The organism is Nostoc sp. 'Peltigera membranacea cyanobiont' 210A (assembly GCF_002246015.1).
Classification (GTDB): Bacteria; Cyanobacteriota; Cyanobacteriia; order Cyanobacteriales; family Nostocaceae; genus Nostoc.
In genome coordinates this window covers 389286-414441 of sequence record NZ_NOLJ01000008.1, presented here as the reverse complement: position 1 = coordinate 414441, position 25156 = coordinate 389286, and the positions used below count along the sequence as shown (strand labels likewise).

22 protein-coding genes and 1 pseudogene are annotated in these 25156 nt (G+C 42.5%); 9 read left to right on the top strand and 14 right to left on the bottom strand.

The window, feature by feature from the left end; all coding sequences use genetic code 11:
- Nucleotides 1-29: 29 nt before the first annotated feature.
- From CDG76_RS26115 to pgmB, 5 genes and pseudogenes are all read right to left on the bottom strand, one after another.
- Entirely contained in the window at nt 30-518 is a 489-nt protein-coding gene (locus CDG76_RS26115) for a DUF2243 domain-containing protein (protein WP_094351828.1), read from the bottom strand.
- Nucleotides 519-616: 98 nt separating this feature from the next.
- Nucleotides 617-1027, bottom strand: a pseudogene (locus tag CDG76_RS26110) (pentapeptide repeat-containing protein).
- Nucleotides 1028-1114: 87 nt separating this feature from the next.
- Complete coding sequence (locus CDG76_RS26105; protein ID WP_094351784.1) at nt 1115-1552, bottom strand: RrF2 family transcriptional regulator; 438 nt, start codon at nt 1550-1552, stop codon at nt 1115-1117.
- A gap of 183 nt (nt 1553-1735) precedes the next feature.
- On the bottom strand, nt 1736-3085 hold the full coding sequence (locus CDG76_RS26100; RefSeq protein ID WP_094351783.1) for a PAS domain-containing sensor histidine kinase: 1350 nt from the start codon (nt 3083-3085) through the stop codon (nt 1736-1738).
- 285 nt (nt 3086-3370) lie between these two features.
- Complete coding sequence (pgmB, locus tag CDG76_RS26095) at nt 3371-6385, bottom strand: beta-phosphoglucomutase (RefSeq protein WP_094351782.1); 3015 nt, start codon at nt 6383-6385, stop codon at nt 3371-3373.
- Nucleotides 6386-6437: 52 nt separating this feature from the next.
- Here pgmB and CDG76_RS36540 point away from each other — a divergent pair, with 52 nt between their 5' ends.
- On the top strand, nt 6438-6767 hold the full coding sequence (locus CDG76_RS36540) for a hypothetical protein (RefSeq protein WP_143854174.1): 330 nt from the start codon (nt 6438-6440) through the stop codon (nt 6765-6767).
- On the opposite strand, the gene CDG76_RS26090 is transcribed toward CDG76_RS36540, so the two are convergent.
- The 3 genes from CDG76_RS26090 to CDG76_RS26080 form a co-directional block, all read right to left on the bottom strand.
- Complete coding sequence (locus CDG76_RS26090; protein WP_094351781.1) at nt 6705-9116, bottom strand: sucrose synthase; 2412 nt, start codon at nt 9114-9116, stop codon at nt 6705-6707. The genes CDG76_RS36540 and CDG76_RS26090 overlap by 63 nt on opposite strands.
- A gap of 1097 nt (nt 9117-10213) precedes the next feature.
- A complete protein-coding gene (locus CDG76_RS26085; protein WP_317616140.1) occupies nt 10214-10486 on the bottom strand; it encodes a hypothetical protein in 273 nt (90 codons plus the stop codon).
- A gap of 356 nt (nt 10487-10842) precedes the next feature.
- Entirely contained in the window at nt 10843-13308 is a 2466-nt protein-coding gene (locus tag CDG76_RS26080) for a PAS domain S-box protein (RefSeq protein ID WP_223265388.1), read from the bottom strand.
- Nucleotides 13309-13783: 475 nt separating this feature from the next.
- Between CDG76_RS26080 and CDG76_RS26075 the strand changes: the two genes are divergently transcribed.
- Nucleotides 13784-14035 carry a hypothetical protein gene (locus CDG76_RS26075; RefSeq protein ID WP_094351780.1) on the top strand — a complete coding sequence of 84 codons (252 nt, stop codon included), beginning with the start codon at nt 13784-13786 and terminating at the stop codon, nt 14033-14035.
- A gap of 346 nt (nt 14036-14381) precedes the next feature.
- Here CDG76_RS26075 and CDG76_RS26070 read toward each other — a convergent pair whose 3' ends face one another.
- On the bottom strand, nt 14382-14609 hold the full coding sequence (locus tag CDG76_RS26070) for a DUF4327 family protein (protein ID WP_094351779.1): 228 nt from the start codon (nt 14607-14609) through the stop codon (nt 14382-14384).
- 510 nt (nt 14610-15119) lie between these two features.
- Here CDG76_RS26070 and CDG76_RS26065 point away from each other — a divergent pair.
- Nucleotides 15120-16352 (top strand): cysteine desulfurase-like protein, encoded by a 1233-nt coding sequence (locus CDG76_RS26065; RefSeq protein WP_094351778.1) that lies wholly within the window; start codon nt 15120-15122, stop codon nt 16350-16352.
- Between the two features lie 182 nt (nt 16353-16534).
- On the opposite strand, the gene CDG76_RS26060 is transcribed toward CDG76_RS26065, so the two are convergent.
- Both CDG76_RS26060 and CDG76_RS26055 read right to left on the bottom strand, forming a co-directional pair.
- Nucleotides 16535-17797: a molybdopterin molybdotransferase MoeA gene (locus CDG76_RS26060; protein ID WP_094351777.1), complete on the bottom strand. Its 1263-nt coding sequence runs from the start codon at nt 17795-17797 to the stop codon at nt 16535-16537.
- Nucleotides 17798-17818: 21 nt separating this feature from the next.
- The gene (locus CDG76_RS26055) at nt 17819-18445 is read right to left on the bottom strand and encodes a hypothetical protein (protein WP_094351776.1); all 627 of its coding nucleotides are present in this window, start codon (nt 18443-18445) and stop codon (nt 17819-17821) included.
- 282 nt (nt 18446-18727) lie between these two features.
- Between CDG76_RS26055 and CDG76_RS26050 the strand changes: the two genes are divergently transcribed.
- From CDG76_RS26050 to CDG76_RS26025, 6 genes are all read left to right on the top strand, one after another.
- Nucleotides 18728-19285, top strand: coding sequence for an RDD family protein (locus CDG76_RS26050; RefSeq protein WP_094351775.1), 558 nt, complete (start codon nt 18728-18730; stop codon nt 19283-19285).
- Nucleotides 19286-19328: 43 nt separating this feature from the next.
- Complete coding sequence (rpmG, locus tag CDG76_RS26045) at nt 19329-19523, top strand: 50S ribosomal protein L33 (RefSeq protein WP_094351774.1); 195 nt, start codon at nt 19329-19331, stop codon at nt 19521-19523.
- 5 nt (nt 19524-19528) lie between these two features.
- A complete protein-coding gene (gene rpsR, locus CDG76_RS26040; RefSeq protein ID WP_012411240.1) occupies nt 19529-19744 on the top strand; it encodes a 30S ribosomal protein S18 in 216 nt (71 codons plus the stop codon).
- Nucleotides 19745-19856: 112 nt separating this feature from the next.
- Nucleotides 19857-21917 carry a ribonuclease catalytic domain-containing protein gene (locus CDG76_RS26035; RefSeq protein WP_094351773.1) on the top strand — a complete coding sequence of 687 codons (2061 nt, stop codon included), beginning with the start codon at nt 19857-19859 and terminating at the stop codon, nt 21915-21917.
- Between the two features lie 137 nt (nt 21918-22054).
- Nucleotides 22055-22339: a type II toxin-antitoxin system ParD family antitoxin gene (locus CDG76_RS26030; RefSeq protein ID WP_094351772.1), complete on the top strand. Its 285-nt coding sequence runs from the start codon at nt 22055-22057 to the stop codon at nt 22337-22339.
- Nucleotides 22339-22566, top strand: coding sequence for a type II toxin-antitoxin system RelE/ParE family toxin (locus tag CDG76_RS26025; RefSeq protein ID WP_094351771.1), 228 nt, complete (start codon nt 22339-22341; stop codon nt 22564-22566). The genes CDG76_RS26030 and CDG76_RS26025 overlap by 1 nt, the downstream gene beginning before the upstream one ends.
- Here the strand turns inward: CDG76_RS26025 and CDG76_RS26020 are convergent.
- From CDG76_RS26020 to CDG76_RS26010, 3 genes are all read right to left on the bottom strand, one after another.
- Nucleotides 22552-22821: a hypothetical protein gene (locus tag CDG76_RS26020; protein WP_094351770.1), complete on the bottom strand. Its 270-nt coding sequence runs from the start codon at nt 22819-22821 to the stop codon at nt 22552-22554. The two genes, CDG76_RS26025 and CDG76_RS26020, sit on opposite strands and share 15 nt — an antisense overlap.
- Nucleotides 22822-22935: 114 nt before the next feature.
- Entirely contained in the window at nt 22936-23253 is a 318-nt protein-coding gene (locus CDG76_RS26015) for a hypothetical protein (protein ID WP_094351769.1), read from the bottom strand.
- Nucleotides 23254-23357: 104 nt separating this feature from the next.
- Complete coding sequence (locus tag CDG76_RS26010) at nt 23358-24956, bottom strand: B12-binding domain-containing radical SAM protein (protein WP_094351768.1); 1599 nt, start codon at nt 24954-24956, stop codon at nt 23358-23360.
- Nucleotides 24957-25156: the final 200 nt, after the last annotated feature.

Genomic DNA, 25156 nt, shown 5'->3' with positions numbered 1-25156 from the left:
CCCCATGCCCAATGACCAATGACCAATGACTAATGACTAATGACTGTTGACTCTTTTTTTATCATTAGCCAGCCGATGAGAACAAGTAGCGCACCAAATGCAAGAAATCCTAAATCCCAAGCTAACTCATTTGGGCCTGCTTTCACATGATGAACACCGAGAATTTGGTGGTCAATTAAACCTTCAACCAAGTCGAACAACCCAGTCCCAATAAGTATCGATCCAATAAAGGTTTGTGATGACCAAGGAACATCATCACGTCTTCCAGCACGCCATAGTAACACAACTCCTATCACGGTGAATACCCAATTTAAGGTATGAAAGAACCCATCCCATACCATATTCAAATCTATATTCGCCCTGTTTGTCAGAGGTCTAATGTTACTCAGCATGTGATGCCACTGGAGGATTTGATGCAGTAAAATTCCATCAATAAACCCTCCAAGACCCACACCAATAAAAATTCCAGCAGTAATTAGTGGTGCGCGTCGGTTGAGGGTTTCACTTTTCGCCTCCATTGTCAACCTCATAGATAGGCTTTTTTACCAAAATACAACTCTTTTGAGAGAAATATCTTCTATCTTGAGGTCAGTACGATCGTTTAACTTAAATTATATCAATCTTCAAATTTAATCTGCATACCCGCTTTCAGTGGGTCGAAATCTTGGGGAAAATGGGTGTTGCGTTGGCGTAGCCTACCGTAGGTAATCGCAGTCTGCTTTTTCCAGGTTCGCTCCTTTGAGATCGGCTTGGCGGAGATTCGCTGACATCAATAATGCTCCCCTAAGATCGGCATCTTTCAGATTAGCTTGACTCAGAAAGGCATTGCTCAAATCAGTTCCCCTCAAATTAGCGCTACTCAGGTTAGCTTCACTCAAGTCAGCATAACTCAGGTCAGATCCTTTCAAGTTAATGCCTTGCAAATCAGCATTACCCAGTTCTGCTTTACTAAAGTTCCGTTTTCCTGCTGCATAACTCTCCACGAGAGTAGCGGCACTATTTGCTGTTGAAAATTGACTTCAGGCATATAACAGCGTCACAGATTGCTGGTTATTATTTTCATTTTCCCTTTTTAATTACGAATTACAAATTAGTAATTATTTGACCATCCTTGTTAAATGTAATACATTAGTTCCTTCTGTTCTCGGATCGATCTTCGTTCACAAAGGTCTTGGAGTGTATATTTTTCCAAAACGGAGTTAGCCGCCTGACGTGCTTCTTGCCAAACTTCCTGAATTAGCTCACCTTCTACCGTGTTGGGAGTCGGCTCAGAAGGAGAGACAACAATATCTGACCCTTCCATGCAGCTAAAAGCATCCAACACTGTAATCTTTCCGGGATCTCGTGCCAGAACATAGCCACCTTTGGCTCCGCGTATACTCTTAATTAAACCTCCACGTCTTAATGTTGCTAGAAGTTGTTCTAAATAGCGGTTCGGGATATCTTGCAAGGCCGCTATTTCTCGAATTTGTAGGGCTTCACCCTTAGGGTAGCAGGTTGCTAACTCTAACAGGGCTAGAAGTGCGTATTCTGATTTGTTAGAGATTACCACAGGCGTAATATTTTAAGCTCATATTTAAAGATACAAAGTCTTTGAGTTCGTTTCCCTAAGCTGCTGCGAAGAAAAACTTTACAATCAACTCATTGTTGACCGGCTAACTCTACTTTAAAGACCTTCTAGCATACAAGCAATTACTTTTTTTTTTAAATTCGATAAATAAAAGTGATTGATTAGCTATACATGGAAATTTATTGAAAATGGCAAAATGACTGTAAAGGTAGTTCCCGTACCGATCGCACTTTCAACTGTAATCTCGCCGCCATGTAAATCTACAGCCTGTTTGACGATGGACATCCCCAATCCCATTCCTGGGATATTGGCTGTATTACTGGCGCGATGGAAGGGTTCAAAGATGTGTTCAATGTCAGCAGCGGGAATGCCAATACCAGAGTCTTGAGTCTGAAATATAGCTTGCTCGTTGGCAGTGGTTACAGAAAACCTAACTGTACTACCAATGGGAGAGTATTTTAGACAATTCGAGAATAAATTACTCAAGATTTGTCGGAGTAGTTTGGCGTCTAAATTAGCTGGTGTACATTCGCACTCACTGTTAAAAACGATCGCATGTTGTGAGCGATCGCTCTGTTGTAATTCTTCTAATAAATCGCGGCAAAATTCCACTAAATTTATGGGTGTTGGATTAAACTCTAACTTGCCTGTTTCATCCTGACTCAGTACTAATACATCATTCAACAACTGAGTTATATGCATAACTGATGTTTGAATGCGACGCAGGTGGGTCTGTTGTCGCTGTTCGCTCCAGAGGTGGCGATAATATTCTAGTAGTTCAGCAGAAGAGTGGATGGTAGCCAAAGGGGTGCGAAACTCATGGGAGGTGATGGTGAGCAAGCGGGATTTAAGTTCGCTAAACTCCCTTTCTTTAGCAAGCGCTTGTCGCATCGCCTCTTCTGCCCATTGCAGCTTGGCTTGGGTTCGCTTACTTTCGCCAATATCCCGCAATAGCCAGCGCAGACTAACTAACTCACTAGATTGATTACGGATAGCAACCACTTTAACCGCAGCCACAATAGGTGTTTTGTCACGCGGTCGCAAGTTTACTTCCCACTCTTGCATTTTCCAGTCTGGGAATTGGGCGCGATCGCGCAGGTGAGTTAGTTTCAAATGAAAAGCAATTACTTCTTTCTCAAGCACAAAAATCCCTATGGATTTACCCAACAACAAACTTTTGGAAATGTTAAGCAGAGTGGTGGCGGCTGAGTTAGCTTCCTGAATTATCCCTTTTGTATCAGTCACAAAATAAGCGTCTGGTACTTCCTCAAATAATTCTTGGTAACGTTGACCTTGTGCTACCAAGGCCTGTTGAGTGTTGGATAATTCTTCATTCTGCTGCTTTAAATCTTCATTCACTAGTTTGAGTTCTTCCAAAGCTAGGTAAACTTCTTTGAATACTGCGGTAACGAGTTCAATATCTGCTTGTGCTTCTTGCTGTTCACTTTGGCGTTGCAAGAGGGCGACGCGCTTACGCATGTTCTCTATCTGCAAAGCTAAATCGTCCAAATCCACGCTCTTGCTCCTAATTTCTAAAGTGGGGTTTTGTTTTAGATTCCCTACTTAGACGATCTTAGCTTTTGGAGTTTAGCAGTTATCAGCAATTTCAGCGTAGTTTTAGGGAGTTTTAGTTGTTTGGGGTGATTAGGACTTAATACAGCAGAATTCAGGAGGAACAATTGGTGAATGGGCTACGCATAACAGAAGTAAAATACTCTTTCTACCTGGCTTTAAGACGAATCGTTGTGTATTTCACCTTCCTTGAAATCTGCTGTAAGTAATCAAGCAGTTCTCGTTTGTTTAATGTTTTTGTCTGGAAATGTTACTCAATTGCTCTCGAAGGTCTGCCCATTTAATACCTTCTAGGCTGGGTAAAACAATATGAGCAGCTCCAACTCGTTCAACAGGGCCAAGTCCTACTGCCCACATCCCAGCAGCTAAAGCGGCTTCAACACCTGCTGCGGCATCTTCTACAACCACAGATTGCGCTGGTTCGATTCCTAGCTGCTTGGCTGCGTACAGAAATAGGTCGGGTGCTGGCTTGGGTTCTTGTACACTGTAACCGTCTGCGATCGCATCTACTTTGTCCACAATGCCCAATCGCTTTAACACTGGGTGGGCATTTTTACTAGCTGAACCAATACCGATCTTAATATCAGCTTGCCGCAATTCATCCAATAGAGCGATCGCACCTGGCAACAAATCCTGGGGTGTCATGTTTTGGATCAATTCGACATAATAGCGATTCTTACGCTCCATCATCTCCTCGATTTGTGCTTCCAAATACGGTCTATCTCCCAGAATCAGCATCAGGGAAGCACGACGGGATACACCCCGTAAGGCTTCGTTAGCTTCCCGATTAAATGGTATACCCTCTTCATCAGCTAGCTTCTGCCAAGCTAGATAGTGAAGTTCTGCTGTATCTGTTAGTACACCATCTAAATCGAAGATGAATCCTTGGATGTTGGGGATTGGGGACTGGGTATTGGGTATTGGGTATTGGGTATTGGGTATTGGGTATTGGGGATTGGTTATTCCCCTTGTCCCCTTATCCCCTTGTCCCCCAGTCCCCTTATCCCCTTGTCCCCCAGTCCCTAGTCCCCAGTCCCCAGTCCCCAATCCCTTCAAATCGAAGTCATGCCATTTCCCGCGCCAGTGCAGTTTAAACTTTAGGCGCGTCCAGCCAGGGGGTAGGTGGGGATTAGCTACGGGGCCATTTTCAGTTAGTTGGATGCCGCCGAATCCAAAAATTACAGCTTGCCAAATCCCACCAGCACTAGCACCGTGAATTCCATCGTTGGTGTTACCTCGGTTATCTTCAAGATCCACCATTAACGCCCGCATAAATTGTTCGTAAGCTACGGTTGATTTGCCCAAATCGGAAGCTAAAATGGCTTGAACTGCTGGGCCAAGGGACGAACCATAAGTAATATCGGTGCGGGGTGCGTAGTAGTCCCAGTTTGTCTGTAATGCTTTTTCGTTATAGGGAAAATCTGCTGATTCCCGCATTAAATATAGGAGCATTAATACGTCTGGCTGCTTTAGTACTTGAGATTTGTTGGTTTTATCAATACCCAAGATCGGTTGCATGGAGCGATCGCGTGGTTCATAATCTGCTAAGTTGATATCTTCCAATTGGAAAAATCCCTCGAACTGCTCGATTAGTCGTGTTGATGGGTCATAGAAAAACAATATTTTGGCGACGATCTCTTGCCAGTGCAATCGTTCCTCTGGGGTCAGCTTTAGTTTCTGTTCTAGTTCGGTGGTTCGTTCGGGGAATTTGTAAGCCAGCCAATCATAGACGGCGATCGCTTTTTCTAAATGCCATTGCGCCATCCGGTTTGTAAAGGCGTTGTTGTGGACAAATTCATGGTATTCATCCGCTCCGATTACTCCCCGAATTTCATATTGGTCGCGCTCAGAATTGAATTCGACTCGGCTACCCCAAAAAATGGCGGCATCCAAAATCACCTCTGCACCGCACTTTTGCATCCAGTCATCATCACCAGTCGCTTGCCAGTAGTTCCAAATTGCGTAGGGGATATCTGCATTGATGTGAATTTCGCGATCGCGACACCAAATCCGCACGTCTTCACCATAAAAATCACTACCGATAGCCCAACGTGGTGTTACTTCATCTCCGGTATCAGCACTTTCCCAGGCAAACATTGCCCCTCTATAGCCGTAATGGACTGCTTTGCGTCTAGCTCCTGGTAAGGTGTGCCAACGGTAACTGAGTAAATTGCGAGCGATCGCTGGTTGAGTAAACAGAAATAGGGGTTGCATAAAAATTTCTGTATCCCAAAAAATATGACCGCGATAGCCAAACCCCGAAAGCGTTTTAGCGGGAATGCTCACTTTGTCATCATCCCGTGGGGCAGCAATCAGCAGTTGAAACAGATTGTAGCGAACAGCAAAAGTAGCTGTGCTATCCCCCTCAATCAGGATGTCACTTTGCTGCCAAACCTCATCCCATGCCTGCTCATTGGCTTTTAGCAATGTTGCGTAGTCTGGCAGTTGTGCGAGTTTTTCTTGAGCTGCTGCAACTGGTGCTTCAATCTCCCGTGAGGTAAAAACTGTCACAAGTTTTTCCACCGTTACAGTCTGCTGCACTTTAGCCAAAAAGGTCGTACTCAAGGTAGGATAACCAGGTGCGGTATTGACTTGCAAAGATGCTTCAGTGCCTAATATTGTCACCTTAGCTGCCATACCGAGTTCAATTCGAGAGTTGCGCGTGCGGCGTTGCAACCAGATTCCTTGGTGAGTCTTGCCCTGATCTAATTCTTCCCAGTGATTGAAACCCTGATTTTCGGGATAGCCATTGATGCTAGCTTGAACTTCAATTAACCCCTCGAAATCTATTGGTGTTAAATGGCAGCGTAGCGCCAACACGTGCGGATCTGCAAGACTAGCAAAGCGTTCAAAGCTGATATCTATGGTGTTTCCACTGGGAGAGCGCCAACGCACGGCCCGAGTCAGTAGTCCTTGGCGTAAATCAAGCTGGCGATCGTAGCTCAATATCTCACCTTGATCGAGACGGAAGCGATCGCCATTCACAATCACTATCAAGGGTAGCCAGTCAGGGCAATTTACCAGTTCAGTGTACACCACAGGCACATCATCGTAGACACCGTGGATAAAAGTAGCTGGCAATGTATGAGGATAACCTTCCTCAAAACTGCCTCTTGTTCCCAGGTATCCATTGCCGATTGTAAAGACGGTTTCTTTGGAGTGCAATTGCTCAGGGTCAAACTGGGTTTCGATTAATATCCAATCTGTGTAGATAAAATGGCGAGAACGACCTTTTGTTTGCATAAGTTGGGAGTGGGGATTTTGAGTCTTTGAGCTAGATGAACGGAGTTCCGAGGTGGATGAACGGAGTTCTGAGGTGGATGAATCCAGTTCCGAGGTGGATGAATCCAGTTCCGAGGTGAATGAATCCAGTTCCGAGGTGGATGAACGGAGTTCTGAGGTGGATGAACGGAGTTCTGAGGTGGATGAACGGAGTTCTGAGGTGGATGAACGGAGTTCTGAGGTGGATGAACGGAGTTCTGAGGTGGATGAACGGAGTTCTGAGGTGGATGAACGGAGTTCTAACTCTCCCCTGCTCCCTGCTCCCTGCTCCCCTGCTCCCTCATCCCCCCTTATGCTTTTCCAAAATCTTTTCGACTCTGGGTTTATAAATGAGATGAAATAAAGTTTCCATGTAGCGATCTCTAGCTTCGTTATTTTCGGGAGCAACAAAGTTCCAAAAACTAAACATTTTCGCAAGCAGTAGTAATTGATTGCTATGTAAATGCCAATTATATTTGTGATGAATTCGCTGACTCATCCATTCTGAAACTTCCTGCCAGTATTCCGCACGAGCATCACAGTTTTCAAGGAAGTCTAAAATTTTCGTTGCTGTTCCTTCTAAGTCTGTAGGATTAACATTAAATCGGTTTTCTTGGTTATCAAGAATTTCTAAAGAGCCGCCAAATTGGGTAGTGAAAGTAGGTAAGCCGGAAATCATGGCTTCCAAAATACTCCGCCCGAAGGATTCAAAGCGGGCAAAATGAATATAAATCCCCTGAGAATCTGCAACTACTCGGTAGGCTTCGCCGAGTTCACTGCTAGGGATACGCATCCCCACCCAGCGAATCTTGCCATAGAGATGATATTCATCAATAATGTTGTGGAGTTTTTGGATTTCTTCTGCTTCTTCTGAGTTTGTAGCTTCATCTGGACGCAGTTTACTAGTTAATAAAATCAGATTGCAATGCTCTTGCAAAGCCTGACTTTTACCAAAGCATTCAGCTAAACCAGTGAGATTATTGATTGAGGTGACGGTATCAACGGCAAAGATTGACCGCTTATTAGGATAATCTAACTGACCAATAATTTGAGAGTCTTCGCGGGTAAAGAGTAAGTCGTGGATTTGTGTACGAAGGTTAGAGTCCCGATGTTCTTTTTGGCTATAGGGAAAGAAAATATTTTCATTTACCCCCGGCGGCACTAAGTTAAATTTAGGACTAAACAAATCAATGCCATCAACCACATGATACAACTGCGGCATCGTAAACCACTTGTACGACTCGTATTGACCTATCGTGTCAGGTGTGCCGACAATTTCTTGATAGGACGATGTAATAATGAAGTCGGCAGCATTCATACTAATCAAATCGGCGGTGAATTGTACCGAAAAGTGGTATTTATCTTCTAAATCTTGCCAATACAAATTGCTAAATAGATATTTAGGTTTTGCCAAGGAATGGGCAATATTGCACTGGGTGACTTTCATTCGCCGAGATAGGAGAAAAGCTACTAAATTACCATCACTGTAATTGCCAACAACTAGATTAGGCTTGCCTTGAAAATGAGCTAGTAATTCTCTTTCTGCATCTACAGCAAATTGCTCTAAATAGGGCCAAATATCAAATTTAGAAATCCAATTATTCGTAATTTCTGGATTGAATTCACCAAAAGGAACGCGCAATATCCAAGCATTTTCGGTATCTTGGACTTTTTCTAAGGGCAGGTTACAAAATGTGCCTTCACAGTTAGGAATTAATCGAGTCAGAATAATTACATGGGGTTTAATGCCTAGCTGGTCGAGTCCAGCGAGTTTGATTTGTTCGCGCAGTTCGTTTTCTAAGCTGCGAGCTTGTTCGAGGACGTAGATAACTTGACCAAGTGTTTCATCTCTTCCCAAAACATCTTCCTGTCCCACCCAGCCGTGGACGGAAACGAGAACGACGCGAAAGACAGCGGGGACGCGAGCTACAAATGTTTCTAAAATGCCGGGTTCTGGGGAGTAAATAAGTCGGTCGAGGAGTTCTAAAGTTTCAGAGACTCGCGCCGCAGTGTTACCCCAACCCGGCTGAAAGCCGAGTTCTTGGAGGTCAAAGCTAAATTTTTCATAAGGTTCATCAGGCGATCGCTTACTCAGCAATTTCAGCGCTAGCTTAATTTGTTTGGCTAACTCAATACCAGAAGAAATGCGATCGCTCAACAATAGGCGAATACCATTGCATTGCAACCTATGTAACGCTTTAAATAACATTTCTACCCAATATTCAGAGTCAGTCAACAATTGATTGCACAGGTAGCGGTTGAGGAAGGCTAAACCTTGACCAATATTTCTCGCGTCGTCAATTCTTGGAGAACTCTCATAGAAGGGGTGGAGGTCGATTTCCAGAATATGGGGTTGGTAGCGGTTGACTAGACGATCTCTCACATCTAACAGCGCTTGAGGTGTCATCTGCTCGAACCTGCTAAAGTCAGCTGTCAGTTGCCAAACTTCTTGATTAGCAATCCTCGGTCGAATCACGAACCAAGTACTTTCCTCTTCGAGAATTATTTCGTGGGTATATTGTATTAGTTTGCCAACAGCAGAAGAGTAGTAAAAATAGGTTGGCTTTTGGGATTGATGACAGTAGTCAGCAAAAGCTTGCAAAATCTCATTTCTTAGGAAGTAATGCTTACCTGAAGTACTCAACGCATAAATCAACTGATGTAGAGCAGTTTTTTCATCACCGTTGGAGAGAGCTTGAACTAGTTCATACATGATGACGAATTCCAGAAATTTAGCTAGGTAACAACCTCATTTATCTTTCCAGTTTTCGGTTTTGTGAGGTACATTTCCCCCATGATGCTAAATGACTATAAAAATCTTTGCGTCTAGCTATGGGATGAGAATTTGCAACCCTACATCCACCTTTTTTTGTAAAGCCAAATTGGAGCGATCGCTACTAGAACATCACCCCATGATTAACAATTCAAAATTCAAAATGACGCTCTCTACGAGACGCTAAAAGCGAACGAAGACTCGCTCTAAGCGAAGCCATGCCGAAGGCTTTACGCTGCGCTAACAAAATTCAAAATTAAAGACATTTTGCCTACGGCACGCTGTTTGCGTTCAGACGGGGATTTAAACCCCGACTGAAACTGGCGCTACCTGTATTGTTGGGGTCTTAAACCCTTTGATTTACGGTAAAAGGGAAAAGAAAAGCTTTTAACCCAAACCCCGTAACCTTTTTCCAAAGCCCAATTTCAAGTTAAAAATGCTTAACCGAACAGTATTGAAATCCAGCAATGTTTTATACCAATTCACGAAAATTCTGATACACCTGATATATATAGATTTCTCGTAAGGTCATGGCAATGCTGCCCCTACTAGCGTATTTGTATCATTATTAAAGTGAAATGGTATTTTACCAATTTAATAGTTGCACATATCTTGATCCCCCTAAATCTCTCTTAAAAAGGGGGACTTTGATAGATGTTTTTCCGGTTCCCCCCTTATTAAGGCTACCGTGTATACACAAGTTATCGAATCACAACCAGTCTGTCGAATTACCCCACCCTAACCCTCCCCTTATAAAGGGGAGGGAAGTAGATTTATTTTTCCCCCAATAAACGGGAGGATTAAAGGGGGTAGTTCTGGGATACAAAGGTAAAACAGACTTGTGTATACACGGTAGCTTATTAAGGGAGGCTAGGGGGGATCGAATTCTATGCAGCTTCATAAAAAATTAGTCTTAGCAGAATTAAATTATATAAAAATACAATTTTATTTCTCAAAAATTCGTATATCTATAATCTTTTATTGCCTATCCCCTATCCCCTATCCTTACGAGTAGTTTAAAAATTCAAATACTCGTTTTATATCAAGCCTAAATTAATAACTTTTTGCAGTGTTTTTTCAAATGCTATGCCTTGTTTGAGGGCGATATACAACCATACTATTGCATCTGAACGAATTGAATTATCACAATGTATCAGAATCGGTTTGGATAGTTCAGTGATGATCTGATATATCTGGAGCATACCTTGATGATTAATGTCTTCAGGTTTAGTTGGGATATTAACGTAATACACTCCCAAAAGCTCAGTCTTCTCCTGCTCATTAGCCAGCAAGCCTATTTCGTCGGGCAAACGTAGGTTCAGTACAGAGTTATAACCCTCATCAGCTATTTGTCCCAGCTAATCTAGTGTAATTTGCCCTGCGATCGCTAAGTTATCATTAATCTTCCTAACAATATTCATCAACCGGATTAACCCTATTTTGCCAACGTTGCCTATGCTCTAAATTTAGGAAACCAATCTGAGGATCTTGTGAAGAATTGGGTATGGGATATGCTTATTCTTCTCGTCCCCCTTGTCCCCTTTTCCCCTTGTCCCCTTCTCCTTACTAGTACAGCACGGCGAAAATAAACCACCCATTCCAAATCAATGAAACACTTACGTTGTATTCATTTTTAATTTTTAATTTTTAATTCCGCCTTGCGGTACTAGCCTCTCAATAGGTGGTGTAAAGTGTTCAATAATTCTCTGGCTGTATAGGGTTTTGATAAAACTGCTTGCACATTAACATCAGCACCTTGAGCAAACACTTCCATTGAGTTCAGCCCGCTACAGGCAATGATTTGAAGCTGGTTGTTCATTTTTCGCAAGGTGCGAATAGCGGTAATTCCATCCATTTCTGGCATCATTAGATCCATCAACACAGCATTGATTTGATGCTTGTGTTGGGCATAAAGTGCGATCGCCTCTATGCCATTACTAGCAGTGAGTATCTGATAGTTATGATTTTCTAGGATGATTGTGGCAATCTCCCGAATTTGGGCTTCATCATCTACAACTAAAATCAATTCTCCCTCTCCTGGGAGCAAATCCAGGTCTTCTATCTTAAATGAGTGGGTTGCTTCTACAGCTGGTAAAAACAGGTCAAACTTGCTGCCTCTACCGACATTGCTAGACACTTTAATAAAACCGTCATGGCTTCTAATGATGCCCAACACTGTTGAAAGTCCGAGTCCCGTACCTGTGTTGAACTCTTTTGTGGTGAAAAATGGCTCAAAAATTCTATCTAATATTTCTGGTGGTATCCCAATTCCGTTATCGGCAACGGTAATCACAATATAATGCCCAACCTTGGCATCAAGATTCATTCTGGTATAAGCTTCATCAATCAACTTATTTTCCACAGAAATATTGAGATTGCCACCATCTGGTAAAGCATCGCGGGCATTTACTAACAGATTCATTAACACTTGATGTAGTTGTGTAGTATCCCCAGCGATCGCGCAAATTTCTTCTGGGATAATGGTGGAAAATTCAATAGATTTGGGAAATGTCTGTTTAGCAATTTGGATAATTTCTGAAATCAGATACTGGACTTGAATAATTGTCGGCTCTCCTTTATATCCCCGTGCAAAGGATAAGACTTGCTTCACTAAAGCTGCTCCGCGTTTGGCGTTGCTTTCTATCAGTGTCAGCAATTGCCCAGAACGCTCCTCGTCTTGGAAAAACTTTCCCTGTAATAATTGAGCCGATGCCAAAATTGGTGTCAATATATTGTTCAAGTCGTGGGCAATACCACCTGCAAGAGTACCAAGGCTTTCCAATCGCTGGGTGCGAAAAAACTGCTCTTCGAGTTGTTTCTTTTGAGTGATGTCAGTGTCAACAGTCAGGATGGATTTGGGATCTCCGGCAGAATCGCGCATCAATGTCCAACGGCTTTCCACAATAACTTTCTGACTGGATTTTGTAACTTTATGTAACTCACCTTGCCACGAGCCACTCTCAATAACGCTTTTTAGTGGTTCTTTCAATTGCTGCTGAGTTCCGGCTGGGTATAAAATATCGTGGAGGTCTTTGCCAATAACCTCTGTAGAAAGCCAACCATACATCCGCTCTGCACCTTTATTCCAGAATAAAATTTGAGACTGGAAATCTCGAACTAATATGGCGTCGGTAGCGATATCAAGTAGAGCGGCTTGTTCGGAGATTTTTTGTTCCGCCAGCTTGCGCTCGGTGATATCTTCAGCAATGCCACCATAGTAGTTAACTTGTCCTTGGTCATTATAGACAGCAAAACCCCGATTCCAAATCCAGCGGATCGCTCCATCAGGTCGCAAAATCCGGTATTCTGCTGAAATGGATTGACTGCCACTAAGTAGTTGCTCGATTGATTGGGTGGCGCGATCGCGATCGTCTGGATGAACTGTGTCTACCCAAGATGTTGGCTGCTCAAATAGACCTTGGGAAGATCGACCCCAAATCTTCTCATAAGCAGGACTAATGTACAAAGGGTAGAATGAATCTGCACTACCAATCCAGATCGTGGCGTGGGTATTTTCCGAAAAAGTGCGAAATTTCTCCTCACTTTGGCGTAGTGCTGCTTCGGCAAGTTGGCGGTCGTGTAGCGTGGCTTGCTGTTCGGTAATATCTCTGCCTACCTGTTGTATTTCAACAACCTCTCCTTTGTCATTATGGATTGCGATCGCATTCCATTGAAACCAGCGGATACCGTTGACTGTCAATGCACATCGCTCATAATTAGTCAAGGGATGGGATGAATATCCTAAAGCTGTGATACTTTCCATCACTTGAGTCAAGTCATCTGGATGAAGAAACTGGAAATATGACTGACCACGAAACTCATCTTGTTTCCAGCCGAAGGTTTGACAAGCTGCCACATTGGCAAAGGTAATCTGCCCTTGCAAATCAATGCGGATAATTATGTCAGTTTGGCTTTCCACAAGCTGGCGATAGAGGTTTTCGCTCTGCCGTAATGCAACTTCTGCACTTTGGCGTTCAATAATTTCTTGTTGCAACAGGACGTTAGACATCACAAGTTCTGCTGTCCTTTCCGTCACTCGTTGTTCTAACTCCTCGTAAGCTTGGTGCAGTTTTTCTTTCACAACCTGGAGTTCTTCGAGGGCTTGCTGAAGTTCCTGATTAACTTGCATCATTTGAGCCGATTGTGCCTCAACCCATAATTTTAAGTTATTTTGACTTTGGCTGCGGACTTGCTCTATTTCAATTGGCTGAATATTTTCTGACCGATCAAGACAATAGCTTCGACTAAAAAACTATCAGGGCTAATCGATCGTAGAGAATAATTAATAACATGATTTAAGCTAGCTAATTTAAGCAGTTGCTCGTTGAATCTTATGGTTAATTTGTCAATTATAGTAATCTTCCTGGAATTTATCTGAATATAATTTGAGGATTTTGTGAAAAAACCGCTAAATCAGCCTGAAAGTATTACTTAAAAAATATGTATAAGTTTTTATAATTGATTAAGTATTTTAACTATCTTCACAAGTTCCTTATATTTAAAGACTATAGTCAAAATATAGACAGTTTGTTTTAAATATTTACGGGCTTCTCAGGTAGCTGCCCTGAATTGCAATAACACTTTTATGAACAGGATTTGAGAAAAATATGAATTACTGTCCTTGCTGCTCAAGCTTACTTTTAGAACATATACGTGGTGCAGAGACTTACTGGTTTTGTCGCCACTGCTGGCAGGAAATGCCTGTTTATGATTGGAACGAATCTAGTTCATTCGCTGATGTTGTCATGGGTAAACTACCTAGAAAAACTCCAAAAGAAAAACGTAGCAGTACTACTGTTTACGCAAGGCAATGGCAATCTATTACCGAATGGATTGGGCTAGAAGAGTTATCTACTTAATACAACCTAATACAATTGACTGAAATAGGTTGGTATAATTATTTTATCTTGATCTCTAGTAATAAATTGCCATAAAATGCGAGGCTGCAACCCAACAACAAGGTATTAACTGACACAGCTAGAACAAGAAAACAGGCTTAATAGAGAATTATTGTATTGCTATGCTAGCGGTGGTTTTCTTCTCTTTTCCAGCACCTAAGCCATTCATCAAGATTTATTGCTGACTTTAATAGCCTCTTACTTATAACCCCCGATTTATTCGAGGGTTTTTAATGTTGAAAAATGAATTTGTAATTTTGATTTTATTGGGATGTAGCTAATGGTGGTTCAGCTTCTAAATGCAGTCTCAATCATTTTCCCATGATTCGTGATTCAGTAGGTCGATAATTCTATCTCTGAGTAAAAATTCATTTTTTTCTAACTCCAGTTCAAAATTAACCCAGTCACGATGAGGAATATATTTACAGATGGTGTAAATTGGGTGCTGACGGTTAAGAAGTCCCTTTTTAACAAGTTGAAGCGCCTCTTCCTTGATAACCTTGATGTCGTATTTAACCGTAGTGGTAGTGTTCATAAGTCCTTCCTTTGTTTTCAATCAAGGAATTAAGACTCAAAACAATAGTTGCTTTGACTCTCCCTTAAACTTATCAAATAAAATTGGAGAGAATTGTGAAGAATCAAGACATTAATCGTTGCTATAAGTTAGATACAACAGATTTCAACTTCTCTACCAACGCGAACAGCGTGTCGGAGACAGAGGCTGCGCCAACGTAAAATGCAGAAATACTCCATCACCTTCCCCTTAGTAAGAGTCGCCACTACGTTGAGCAGTCCGACTTGTTTGCTCTTAGCGTTCCCGATATTTAGCAAGTGGCGTGAGGGTTGGGGAGGGGTGTACTTTATGTAGTTACAAAACGTTGTATGTCATATCATTGCTACATCTCTTTACATTCTTTGTCACCAGATGTTTAGAGCAAGAAGGCTCCCACAACAAGCTGCAAAGACCAAAAGAGGATGTAAATGCTCTCTGGGCGACTTGTGAGAAGGTAGGCTAGGGTAAAGAATTCTCTAGAAAACTTATACTATGCTTCTGAATCTTGATAAAGTTCGTCAATATTTTCCGGCTCTAGCTGGTGAATGGACTTTTTTTGATAATGCTGGCGGGTCACAAACCCTGAAAAAGGTAGTAGATAGAATTAGCGAGTTTCTCTTGAGTTCTGATGTCCAGTTGGGAGCTTCTTATGGGGTTTCTCAACTTGCTGGAGAACGATTGGCTTTAGCAACTAGGGGAATGGCTACTTTCATTAATGCCAATTCTGATAAAGAAGTGGTTATGGGCCCATCTACTACAATGATGTTGAAAGTTCTCTCAATGTGTCTGGGTCAAACCTTTACACCTGGTGATGAGGTTATTGTTACTAATTGTGACCATGAGGCTAATATTGGTGCTTGGGTCGCTCTTGAAAAACAAGGAATGAAGGTTAAAGTGTGGAAAGTTCGACCAGATACTTTGGAACTTCATTTAGCAGATTTAGAACCATTGATGAGTCATAGCACCAAACTGGTAGCCTTGACTCATGCTTCTAATGTTCTGGGAACCATCAATCCAATCAAAGAAATTGCTGCATTTGTACACGATCGCAACGCTATGATTTGTGTAGATGGTGTAGCTTATGCACCGCACAGATTAGTTGATGTCCAAGATTTAGATGTTGATTTCTATACTTTGAGTTTTTATAAAGTCTATGGACCGCATCATGCCTTACTTTATGGCAAAGAAGAACATTTATTAAGATTACCTAGTCTTAACCATTATTTTATTGACCAGACAGATGTACCTTATAAATTTCAATTAGGGAATGTCAATTTTGAATTAAGTTATGGAATGTTAGGTTTATGTGATTATTTAAGTGAATTAGCACAACTGCACTACGGAAATGAAACTGCACCTGATTTGAGAAATCAAATGGTGCAAGCGTTTGATTTAATTAGCATACATGAAGAACATATTAGCGATCGCCTCCTCAATTACCTCAACAGTAAGCCTAATGTGCGAGTGATTGGTCAATCAAAGGCTGACCGTAAATTCCGTGTACCAACTATATCTTTTGTAGTAGATGGAATAAATAGCTCAACCATTCCGATAAAAGTTGACCAACATAATATTGGGATTCGCTACGGAGACTTTTATGCTAAACGGCTGATTGAATACCTGGGGTTAGCGTCCCAAGGTGGAATAGTCCGGGTGAGTATGGTGCATTACAACACCCTTGAGGAAGTTAACAGCCTAATTGAGGCTTTTGAGCAGATATTTTAAGATTGGGCATTGGGCATAGTTATTAGACCTCTTGCATAAATCAAAAATAAGAAAGAACCCCACCCCGCCAAAGCTACGCTTTGTCTCCCCTCCCGAAGAGCGGGGAGGGGTTGGGGGTGGGGTGTTAGGGACTTTTGCAAGAGGTCTATTCTCCTTGTCCTCCTAATTTCCCCGACTCCCTCTTACCCATTACTAAGCTGCAAAACTTGCACTTCTTCTTGTGGCGAAATTAATGTTTTACCCACAGGTAGAACAGCTAAGGCATTGGTTTGAGCTAAATTAATTAAATTGCCAGAACTGTGACTACCACCAGCTTTGTGAAATTCATAAACTCCATTAATTAAATGCAATTTACCCCAAAGGTAAGTTTCACGTTTGCCGTTCGATCGCAATTCATCATGCGATCGCACTTTCAAAAATACTGGTTCCCAACCTTCAGTAATTCCTGAAAGTTTCTTGATTGCTGGTAGCACAAACCGCCAAAATGTCACCAACACAGCAGCAGGGTTTCCTGGTAAACCAAAGTAGAGTGGGGACTGGGGACTGGGGACTGGGGACTGGGGACTGGGAAAGGTGGCGACGGTGAGGGGTTTTCCTGGACTCATCTGTACAGCCCGAATGTGGATTTTTGCTTTTAGTGACTCTAGAATTTTGTCAATATAGTCATAATCTCCCACCGAGACACCACCAGAAGAGAGAACTATATCAGCGATCGCAACGGCGTGAGCAATGACTTTCTCCAAAGCAACTGGATCGTCTTTCACAATGCCTAAAATTAACGGTTCTGCGCCACTTTGTCTCACCAAAGCTGCCAGTGCATACTGATTAGAATCCACAATTTGCCCTGGTTGCAACGGTTGTTCGACTGTCACCAACTCATCACCAGTAGAAAAAATTGCCACACGCGGACGGCGGTAAACACTTAATTGCGGACACTGTGCTGCTGCCAACACAGCAATTTCTGAAGCATTTAACTTAATTCCTGCTGGTAGTAGTTGTGTTCCAGCTTGATAGAAAGATGCTTTGTGTCTGACAAATTCTTGCGGTTTTGGTGCAGCTAGAATAAATACGCGGTTTTCCTCGCGGCGTGTTTTCTCTTGCATGACTACAGTATCCGCACCTGCTGGGATTACCGCACCTGTGAAAATCCGCGCGGCTTGCCCTGGTTGAATCGTAGACTTGGGCTGATACCCAGCCGGAATCTCTTCAACAATTTCTAAAATAGCTGGTTGTTCGGCGGTAGAGTGCTGTACATCTTCGTAGCGGACTGCATAGCCATCCATTGCTGAATTATCCCAATGGGGAAAATCTAGCGGACTGGTGACAGGTGTTGCCAAAATGCGACTATCTGCTGTCAATAAATCTACAACTTCTGTATCCCGTTGACGATCCAACGGCTGCACCAAATTTAAAATAATTGCTTGTGCATCGCTGACTGATAACATAGCGATCGCCTCTGACTTTTTTTATTCTTGGGTAGCTTTGTCTAGATTTCTATAAGCGGTAAGTCCCAAGCTACACACTGCTAGTAAACCGATAATTATGCTTCCTTCGGGGACTTTGGATACCTGAACTGAATTGTTACTTAAATCTAGTAATTGCTCTGTGCGTGCTGCATCTCTATTGTTCAAATGAAATTCTTTAGCTAGAACCTGATTGCTAAAACCTTCATCTATGAGTGCGAGATTATTATTAAGCCATGTGTCGCCAGGAAGGTCATTATCCTTGCCAACATCAAATGGGCCAAAGATTTGCTCTTTAGTGCTATCAAAGTTTAATCTCAAATAGCTGTAGTTAGATATCCCATTAAGCACTGGAGTGAAACTATTTATCAGATTACTCAAAGGATCAAAGAAGGAAATTGAAAGAGATTGCAAGTTTTTCGTAGCTCCCAAGCCAGTTTCAGAAATGACGCTTGGAGTAGTTGTTGTCTTGTAGTTAAATGAACCTTTAGCTGAATAACCAGTGTCTCCTTTCCAGTTAAATTTGAACTCAGCAGCATGAGCTAGGTTGTTGGTGGTTATAGCGATCGCTAACCCTAAAGCAGTAGTCGTCACCAGGCCAATAGCTGTTTTAGCAAACAGATGCATCATGATACAACTTCCAAATTAGTTAAAATTTAAGTTTCTACAAAAATACAAGATTTCCTAAAAACAGACTCTTGTGGGGTGGACAGCGTTCGACTGAATTGTACTGAGCCTTGTCGTTGGCACAGCCTCTCGTAGAGAAGTAGCGCTCACGCCAAAGTATTACCCACCCTAATTATGAAAATTTTATGTATAACAGTTTAAATGCCAAACCCAAGTCATCATCTTAATATAAAAAACAGGAGTAATCATTATTCTCCAACCCCTAAATAAAAATACTTATTTTGTATGACTATCGAACGACTTCCCCAAAAACACTATCCCAAAGCTGAGATTGGGCGGCGAGGTATGGCATTGGGACTTGATTTCCTTGGTGTCTGGTTAGTCAGTTCCCTACTGGGAGGCAGCGATATCGGGATTCAATTTGTTGAAATCTTAGTTTTTGTAATACTTTGGCTAGTTTTGCGGGTAGTGGTGGTATACAACAATCAAGGGCAAAGTTTAGGGCGTTGGGCGTTCGATTTAAAGGTGTTGGAAGTTGAAGATGGGGAAGTAGTAGGCAGAATTCCCGATTTACTCTCACTGGTGAAGCGAGAGGCGATTATTGGCTTGGGTGCTTTATTAGTGTCAATTGCCCTGAGCAATATTAGAGCCAATCCCACTGCTATACTGCTAGTAATTCCCCTAGCCATTGATTGCGGGACTGCCTTCTCTGATACCCAGATGCGGCAGGCTTTACACGATCGCTATTGTGGAACTTTCATCGTTTCGTCGCGTCGTGGCTACTCGCTCGATATAAAAATTAAAAGATTAGTTGGAAATATGCGGCGGAATGTGAGAAGATAGTCATTTGTGTTAATTCTCTTCAGGCTTCACTGTTTGTAAGATTATGGCTAAGAGTAAAGGTGCCCGCATTATTATCACACTAGAGTGTACTGAGTGCCGGACAAATTCGGATAAGCGTTCTGCTGGTGTTAACCGTTATACCAGTACTAAGAATCGCCGCAACACCACTAACAGGCTAGAACTGAAAAAGTTCTGCACCCACTGCAATAAACATACCGTTCACAAGGAAATTAAGTAAAAAAGATGAGTTATTTCCGTCGTCGCCTTTCTCCGATCAAGCCAGGAGAACCAATCGATTATAAAGATGTTGATTTATTGCGTAAGTTTGTCACCGAGCGGGGAAAGATACTGCCACGTCGGATTACCGGGCTTACGTCTCAGCAACAGCGAGAGTTGACATTAGCAATTAAGCGATCGCGGATTGTGGCTTTGTTGCCATTTATCAATGCGGAAGGCTAAAAAGAGTGATGAGTTATGAGTGATGAGTGATGAGTTAAGAATCAAAACTCCTAACTCCTAACTCCTAACTTAAAACTATTTAAACTGTTCACCAAATTAGAGTGCGAGAGTTGTGGAGAAGGGGACGCTAGTTGAATTTAGGGTTCAAGGCGATCGCCGTCTGGGCATCGTAGAACGTCCAGACGGTAAAACCCGCTGGTTTGTGGTAGACGAACGTGGTCAATCCCACAGCCTCGCGCCTAGACAAATAACCTATACAGTTACCGGACAGACTTACAAGGCTTCTGAGATTGCCAGCTTTTTGGAGCAGATCAAGCCTTATTTAGACCCATCTAGTTTAGAAGTGGCTTGGGAATTACTGGTTGAAGATGGCGAAACAGTTACCCCAGACCAAATGGCGAATCTGCTATTTTCAGAATCAGCCGCGCCTCCTCGTTACGCCGCCTATTGCTTGTTATCAGACGACAAACTTTATTTCAAGCAAAAAGGAGACGCTTACGAGCCGAGAACTGCCGCTCAAGTGGCAGAACGCAAGCACCAACTGGAAGTAGAGGCACTAAAAGCTAAAGGACAGCAGGAATTTTTAACTCGCGTAGAGCAGGCGCTCAAAGGTGAAGCAGTAGAGTGGCAGCGCCACGATCGCCAGCGCTTAGAAGGACTAGAAAAATATGCAGCGCTAATAGCTGACACTGTGCGGACGGGAGTTAATTATGACTCCTTAGCTCGTGCTTATCCGCCCAGCGCTCCAGTATTAGAAACTATGACCATGCTGGGACGACCCACAACGCCCCAAGGGGCTTTTCAACTATTAGTAGATTTGGGTTGCTGGAGTCCTTATGAAAACTTGTTCCTGCGTCGTTCTTCAATTCCGATTCAATTTCCTCATAAGGTATTAGAAGTGGCGCAACAGCGTTTGGATTTCCCGCCGATTGACTCAGATACAAACCGCCTTGATCTGACTCACCTGAAGGTTTACACCATTGATGATGAAACTACCACAGAGATCGACGATGGTCTAAGTTGGGAAATTCTACCCGATGGACGGGAACGCCTTTGGGTGCATATCGCCGATCCTACTAGATGGTTAGTACCGGAAGATGAATTAGATTTGGAAGCCAGAAAGCGCGGTAGTACAGTCTATTTGCCGACGGGAATGATTCCCATGTTTCCAGAAGTGTTGGCAACTGGGCCAATGAGTCTGATCCAGGGAAAGGTTTGCTGCGCCCTCAGTTTTGGGATTATTTTAGGGACAAGTGGGGGAGTAGAAGATTACAGCATTCATACCAGCTTCATTAAGCCGACTTATCGCCTCACCTACGAAGATGTAGATGAAATGCTGCAATTGCGGGTACAAGCAGAACCAGAAATTGCTGCGATCGCAACTTGGGCACAGCGGCGCAGAGCTTGGCGTTACGCCCAAGGGGCAATTAGCATCACCATGCCCGAAGCAACGATCAAAGTCAAAGGTGAGGAGATCCACATCGATATTTTGGACGATTCCCCATCACGGCAACTGGTAGCAGAAATGATGATTGTTGCCGGTGAAGTTGCGGCTCGTTATGGTAAAACTCATAACATCCCTTTGCCTTTTCGCGGTCAACCGCAACCAGAATTACCTCCAGATGAGGAATTACTTCTACTTCCAGCCGGATTCGTTCGCGCTTGCGCCATGCGTCGTTGTATGCCCAAGAGTGAAATGAGCATTACACCTTTGCGTCATGCTGGTTTGGGCTTGGATACTTACACCCAAGCAACTTCTCCCATCCGCCGCTACAGTGACTTACTCACCCACTTTCAAATTAAAGCCCATTTGCGGGGTGAAGTTCTGCCATTTTCCGCAGATCAACTTAAAGAAGTGATGATGACTGTCACCAGCATCACCCAAGAAGTGACGATGGTGGAACGACAAACTAATAGATATTATGCTCTAGAGTACTTACGCCGTCATCCAGAGGAAACTTGGGATGTCACAGTTTTGATGTGGCTGCGAGAAGACAGCAACTTAGCCCTAATTTTGTTAGAAGATTTGGGCTTGCAGTTGCCAATGGCTTTCAAACGTTCTGTGAACTTAGGCGAACAGATAGTGGTAAAAGTTAGCCACGCCGATCCACAAAAAGATATGATCCAGTTCCAAGAAATAATTTATCAAGAAGCTCAAACAGCGGCGAATTAACTAATTTGTCATTTGTCATTTGTCATTTGTTATTAGTAATAATCGCTACAGGCTAGTATTATCAATTACGAATTATTTTAGCCTTGCTCCAACTCCTTTCGGTTAGGATATAGAGTAAATGGAATGAGGTAATAGTTGTGAATGTATCTTTGACCCCAGAACTGGAGCAGTTGGTTAAGGATAAAGTTAATAGTGGTCGATATCACTCAGTGAGTGAGGTGATGGGTGAAGCATTAAGATTGCTAGATGAACGCGATCGCCTTCAAGAAAAACGTTTAGCAGAATTAAAAGCTAAAATCCAAGAAGGTCTTGAAGCATCAGAGCGTGGTGAAGTAGTTGATGGTGAAGAGGTATTTGCAGAAATTGAAGAAGATATCCGACGTGCTGAAGCTCAAATGCAACAAGCAGAGGCTGCTAAATAATGAGTCGGTACGTTTTAACAATTCCAGCCAAGCAAGACCTCAAAGAGATTAATCACTATATTATCCGCTACAATCCTGATGCAGCTCGAAGACTCAATGAAAAAATTAAACAGCAGTGTAAACTGTTGGCTGATTTTCCTAATATGGGGCAAAGTTTCAATAATTTTGCCAGTGGTTTACGGAGTTTTCCAGTAGAAGATTTACTTAATTTTTTATCGCCCTATTGATCGCGGCTTTTCTGGCATAGCATTCAATGATGGTTGGACAACTTCATTACCTACCAAGGCATTGGTATTAGTACTGTTATTCAAGCTATTCGCTAGTTTTCTACGAAGTGACTCTAAAAACATAGTATCATTACCAAGATCGGAAGCCTCATCTTCATTGGTATCTTCGATTTGATTGAGTCGCTCTTGGTATTTCTCAATCAGGCGATCAATGGCTTCAATAATAAACTTTATGTCTTTAAACGACAGATTCATTTTAATTTTCCTAGATACAATAGCGATCTGGATACAAAAACCTCAGTTAAATTAAAAATAAAAAATTCTTTAATATTGTCAGCATTAACTTACTTTATAGAATAATTCACCTACCTATTTCAAGGCTGCTTTGTATTCGTCTATCAACATCGCTCTAGAAGGTTTCCATAACCACTGGTTATGGTGGTCATTGACCAATTCTATTTGCTCAGGAATTTCAGTATTAGACTCTAATTTCCACCAGTTTTTACCATATCCTTGAGTGGTAAATGTAGATACTCCTCCCGGCGATGTCCCGTCTGGTAAAGTAGTCACGACCCAGACTTGACCATCTTTATTATAGCTGGCAATATCCTTGTCAGGTCTAACATTCTCCATTCTAGGAGAATTAGCATTACCTTGCAGATAGAGAGCAATTGGTGTTTTTGCCATTCAGTGAGTGTCGAGTTACGACTATCATACTTTGAATAGCATACTGGTTTTAGTAACGGGTAATAAGTAATTTTTTAACTCTTACCTATTAACCGTTACCACACTTAACTGACTACCGCTTCAGCTTTTTCCTCTACTTTTTCCTTAACTAGAACATACGGTTCTTCTGCACCTTGTGCCAAATATTCAGCTAGCTGGCTTTCAATTTGATCGCGCACAATTTGGCGATACTCTAGAAAATGCTCGTTGTGAGCGCAAGCAGAAATATAATGCTCAATAACTCCAGGATTACGCTTGAGAATGCTGAACAAATGATGCCAGAATTTCCAGCGGGTTTCGCGTTTAATTCCTTGTCGCCAAATTACAATTAGCAACGCTTTTATAACTACCCACTCTGGCATTTTCGCTGGGGCTTTCCAACTCGGCAAGCCCATCATCAAGAAGCAGCGATAGGTGCGATCTAAGTACTGTACTGGGTCGTATAAAGTACAGAATGCTTCAATATATTCTCGTGCAAGTTCTTCTAGAGGACGGGTGGGTAGGAAGTTCATCAATGTTGTTTGGTTGATGTTTCCGTCTTGATTTTCCCGTAATCGTCCTTCCTTTTTCAGGCGATGCCAAAGCGCAGTATTAGGTAACGCTTGTAACATGGCAAAGGTAGTTGAGGGAATTGCTGCTTGTTCAGCAAAGCGGACAATGCGATCGCCTGCGCCGGCTTTTTCGCCATCAAAGCCGATAATAAACCCAGCCATTGGGCGCAATCCCGCTTTGATGATGGTTTCCACTGCCTCAGTTAGAGAACTACGAGTATTTTGAAACTTCTTGGTCATTTGCAAACTATCCTCATCCGGCGTTTCGATTCCCAAAAACACCGCCGAGAAACCAGACTCAACCATCAACTCCAACATTTCTGAGTCTTGTGCTAAGTCAATTGAAGCTTCCGTGTCAAATCGGAAGGGATATTTGTGTTCTGCCATCCAGACTTTTAAATCTTTCAGCAACAATTTTACATTTCGTTTGTTGCCAATAAAGTTGTCATCTACCATGAATACACCCCGTCGCCAACCCAGTTCGTAGAGGCAATCTAACTCTGCTAAAAGTTGGGCTGGGGTTTTGGTGCGTGGTTTGCGCCCGTAGAGAACAATGATGTCGCAAAATTCGCACTGGAAGGGACACCCGCGCGAAAACTGCACCGACATCATGTCATAAGCGTTCAATTCTAATAAATCAAAGCGGGGTATTGGTGTGCTGGTGACATCAGGTTTTTCTGTGGCGCGGAAAGTGCCAGATGTGTCTCCCCTTTTTATTGCCTCAATAAACATGGGCAGCGTGATTTCCCCTTCATCCAGAATCAGAAAATCTGCGCCAACATTTTCAACTTCGTGAGGTACAGAGGTGGGGTAGGGGCCGCCAACTGCAACTAGTTTGCCACGTTTTTTTGCTTCCTGAATTTGGTCAAGTAAATCTTGTTTCTGGACAATCATCGCAGAAAGAATTACTACATCTGCCCATGCCCATTCTGCTTCTGTTGCGGGGCGGATGTTGCGATCGACCAGCTTAAATTCCCATTCTTGGGGCAAAATCGCGGCTACTGTTACTAAACCCAGAGGTGGTAATAAAACCTTGCGATCGACTAACTCCAAGATTTTTTCATAAGACCAAAAGGTTTTGGGAAATATTGGATACACTAACAAGATTCGCATGTAGTATCAATCCTCACACTTTGATTGTTATCCCACTCTAACGAAAATAAAGAGTTATTGACTTTTTATTAAAGTTGTTTTATTTTACCATTGATATTTTTAACTCAAATCAAGGCACTGGGGAGCAGAGAGGAAAGAGGTAATTTTCCATTCTTCACTCATACCCAATGACCCCATTGCTCTCTACGAGATGAGGATAA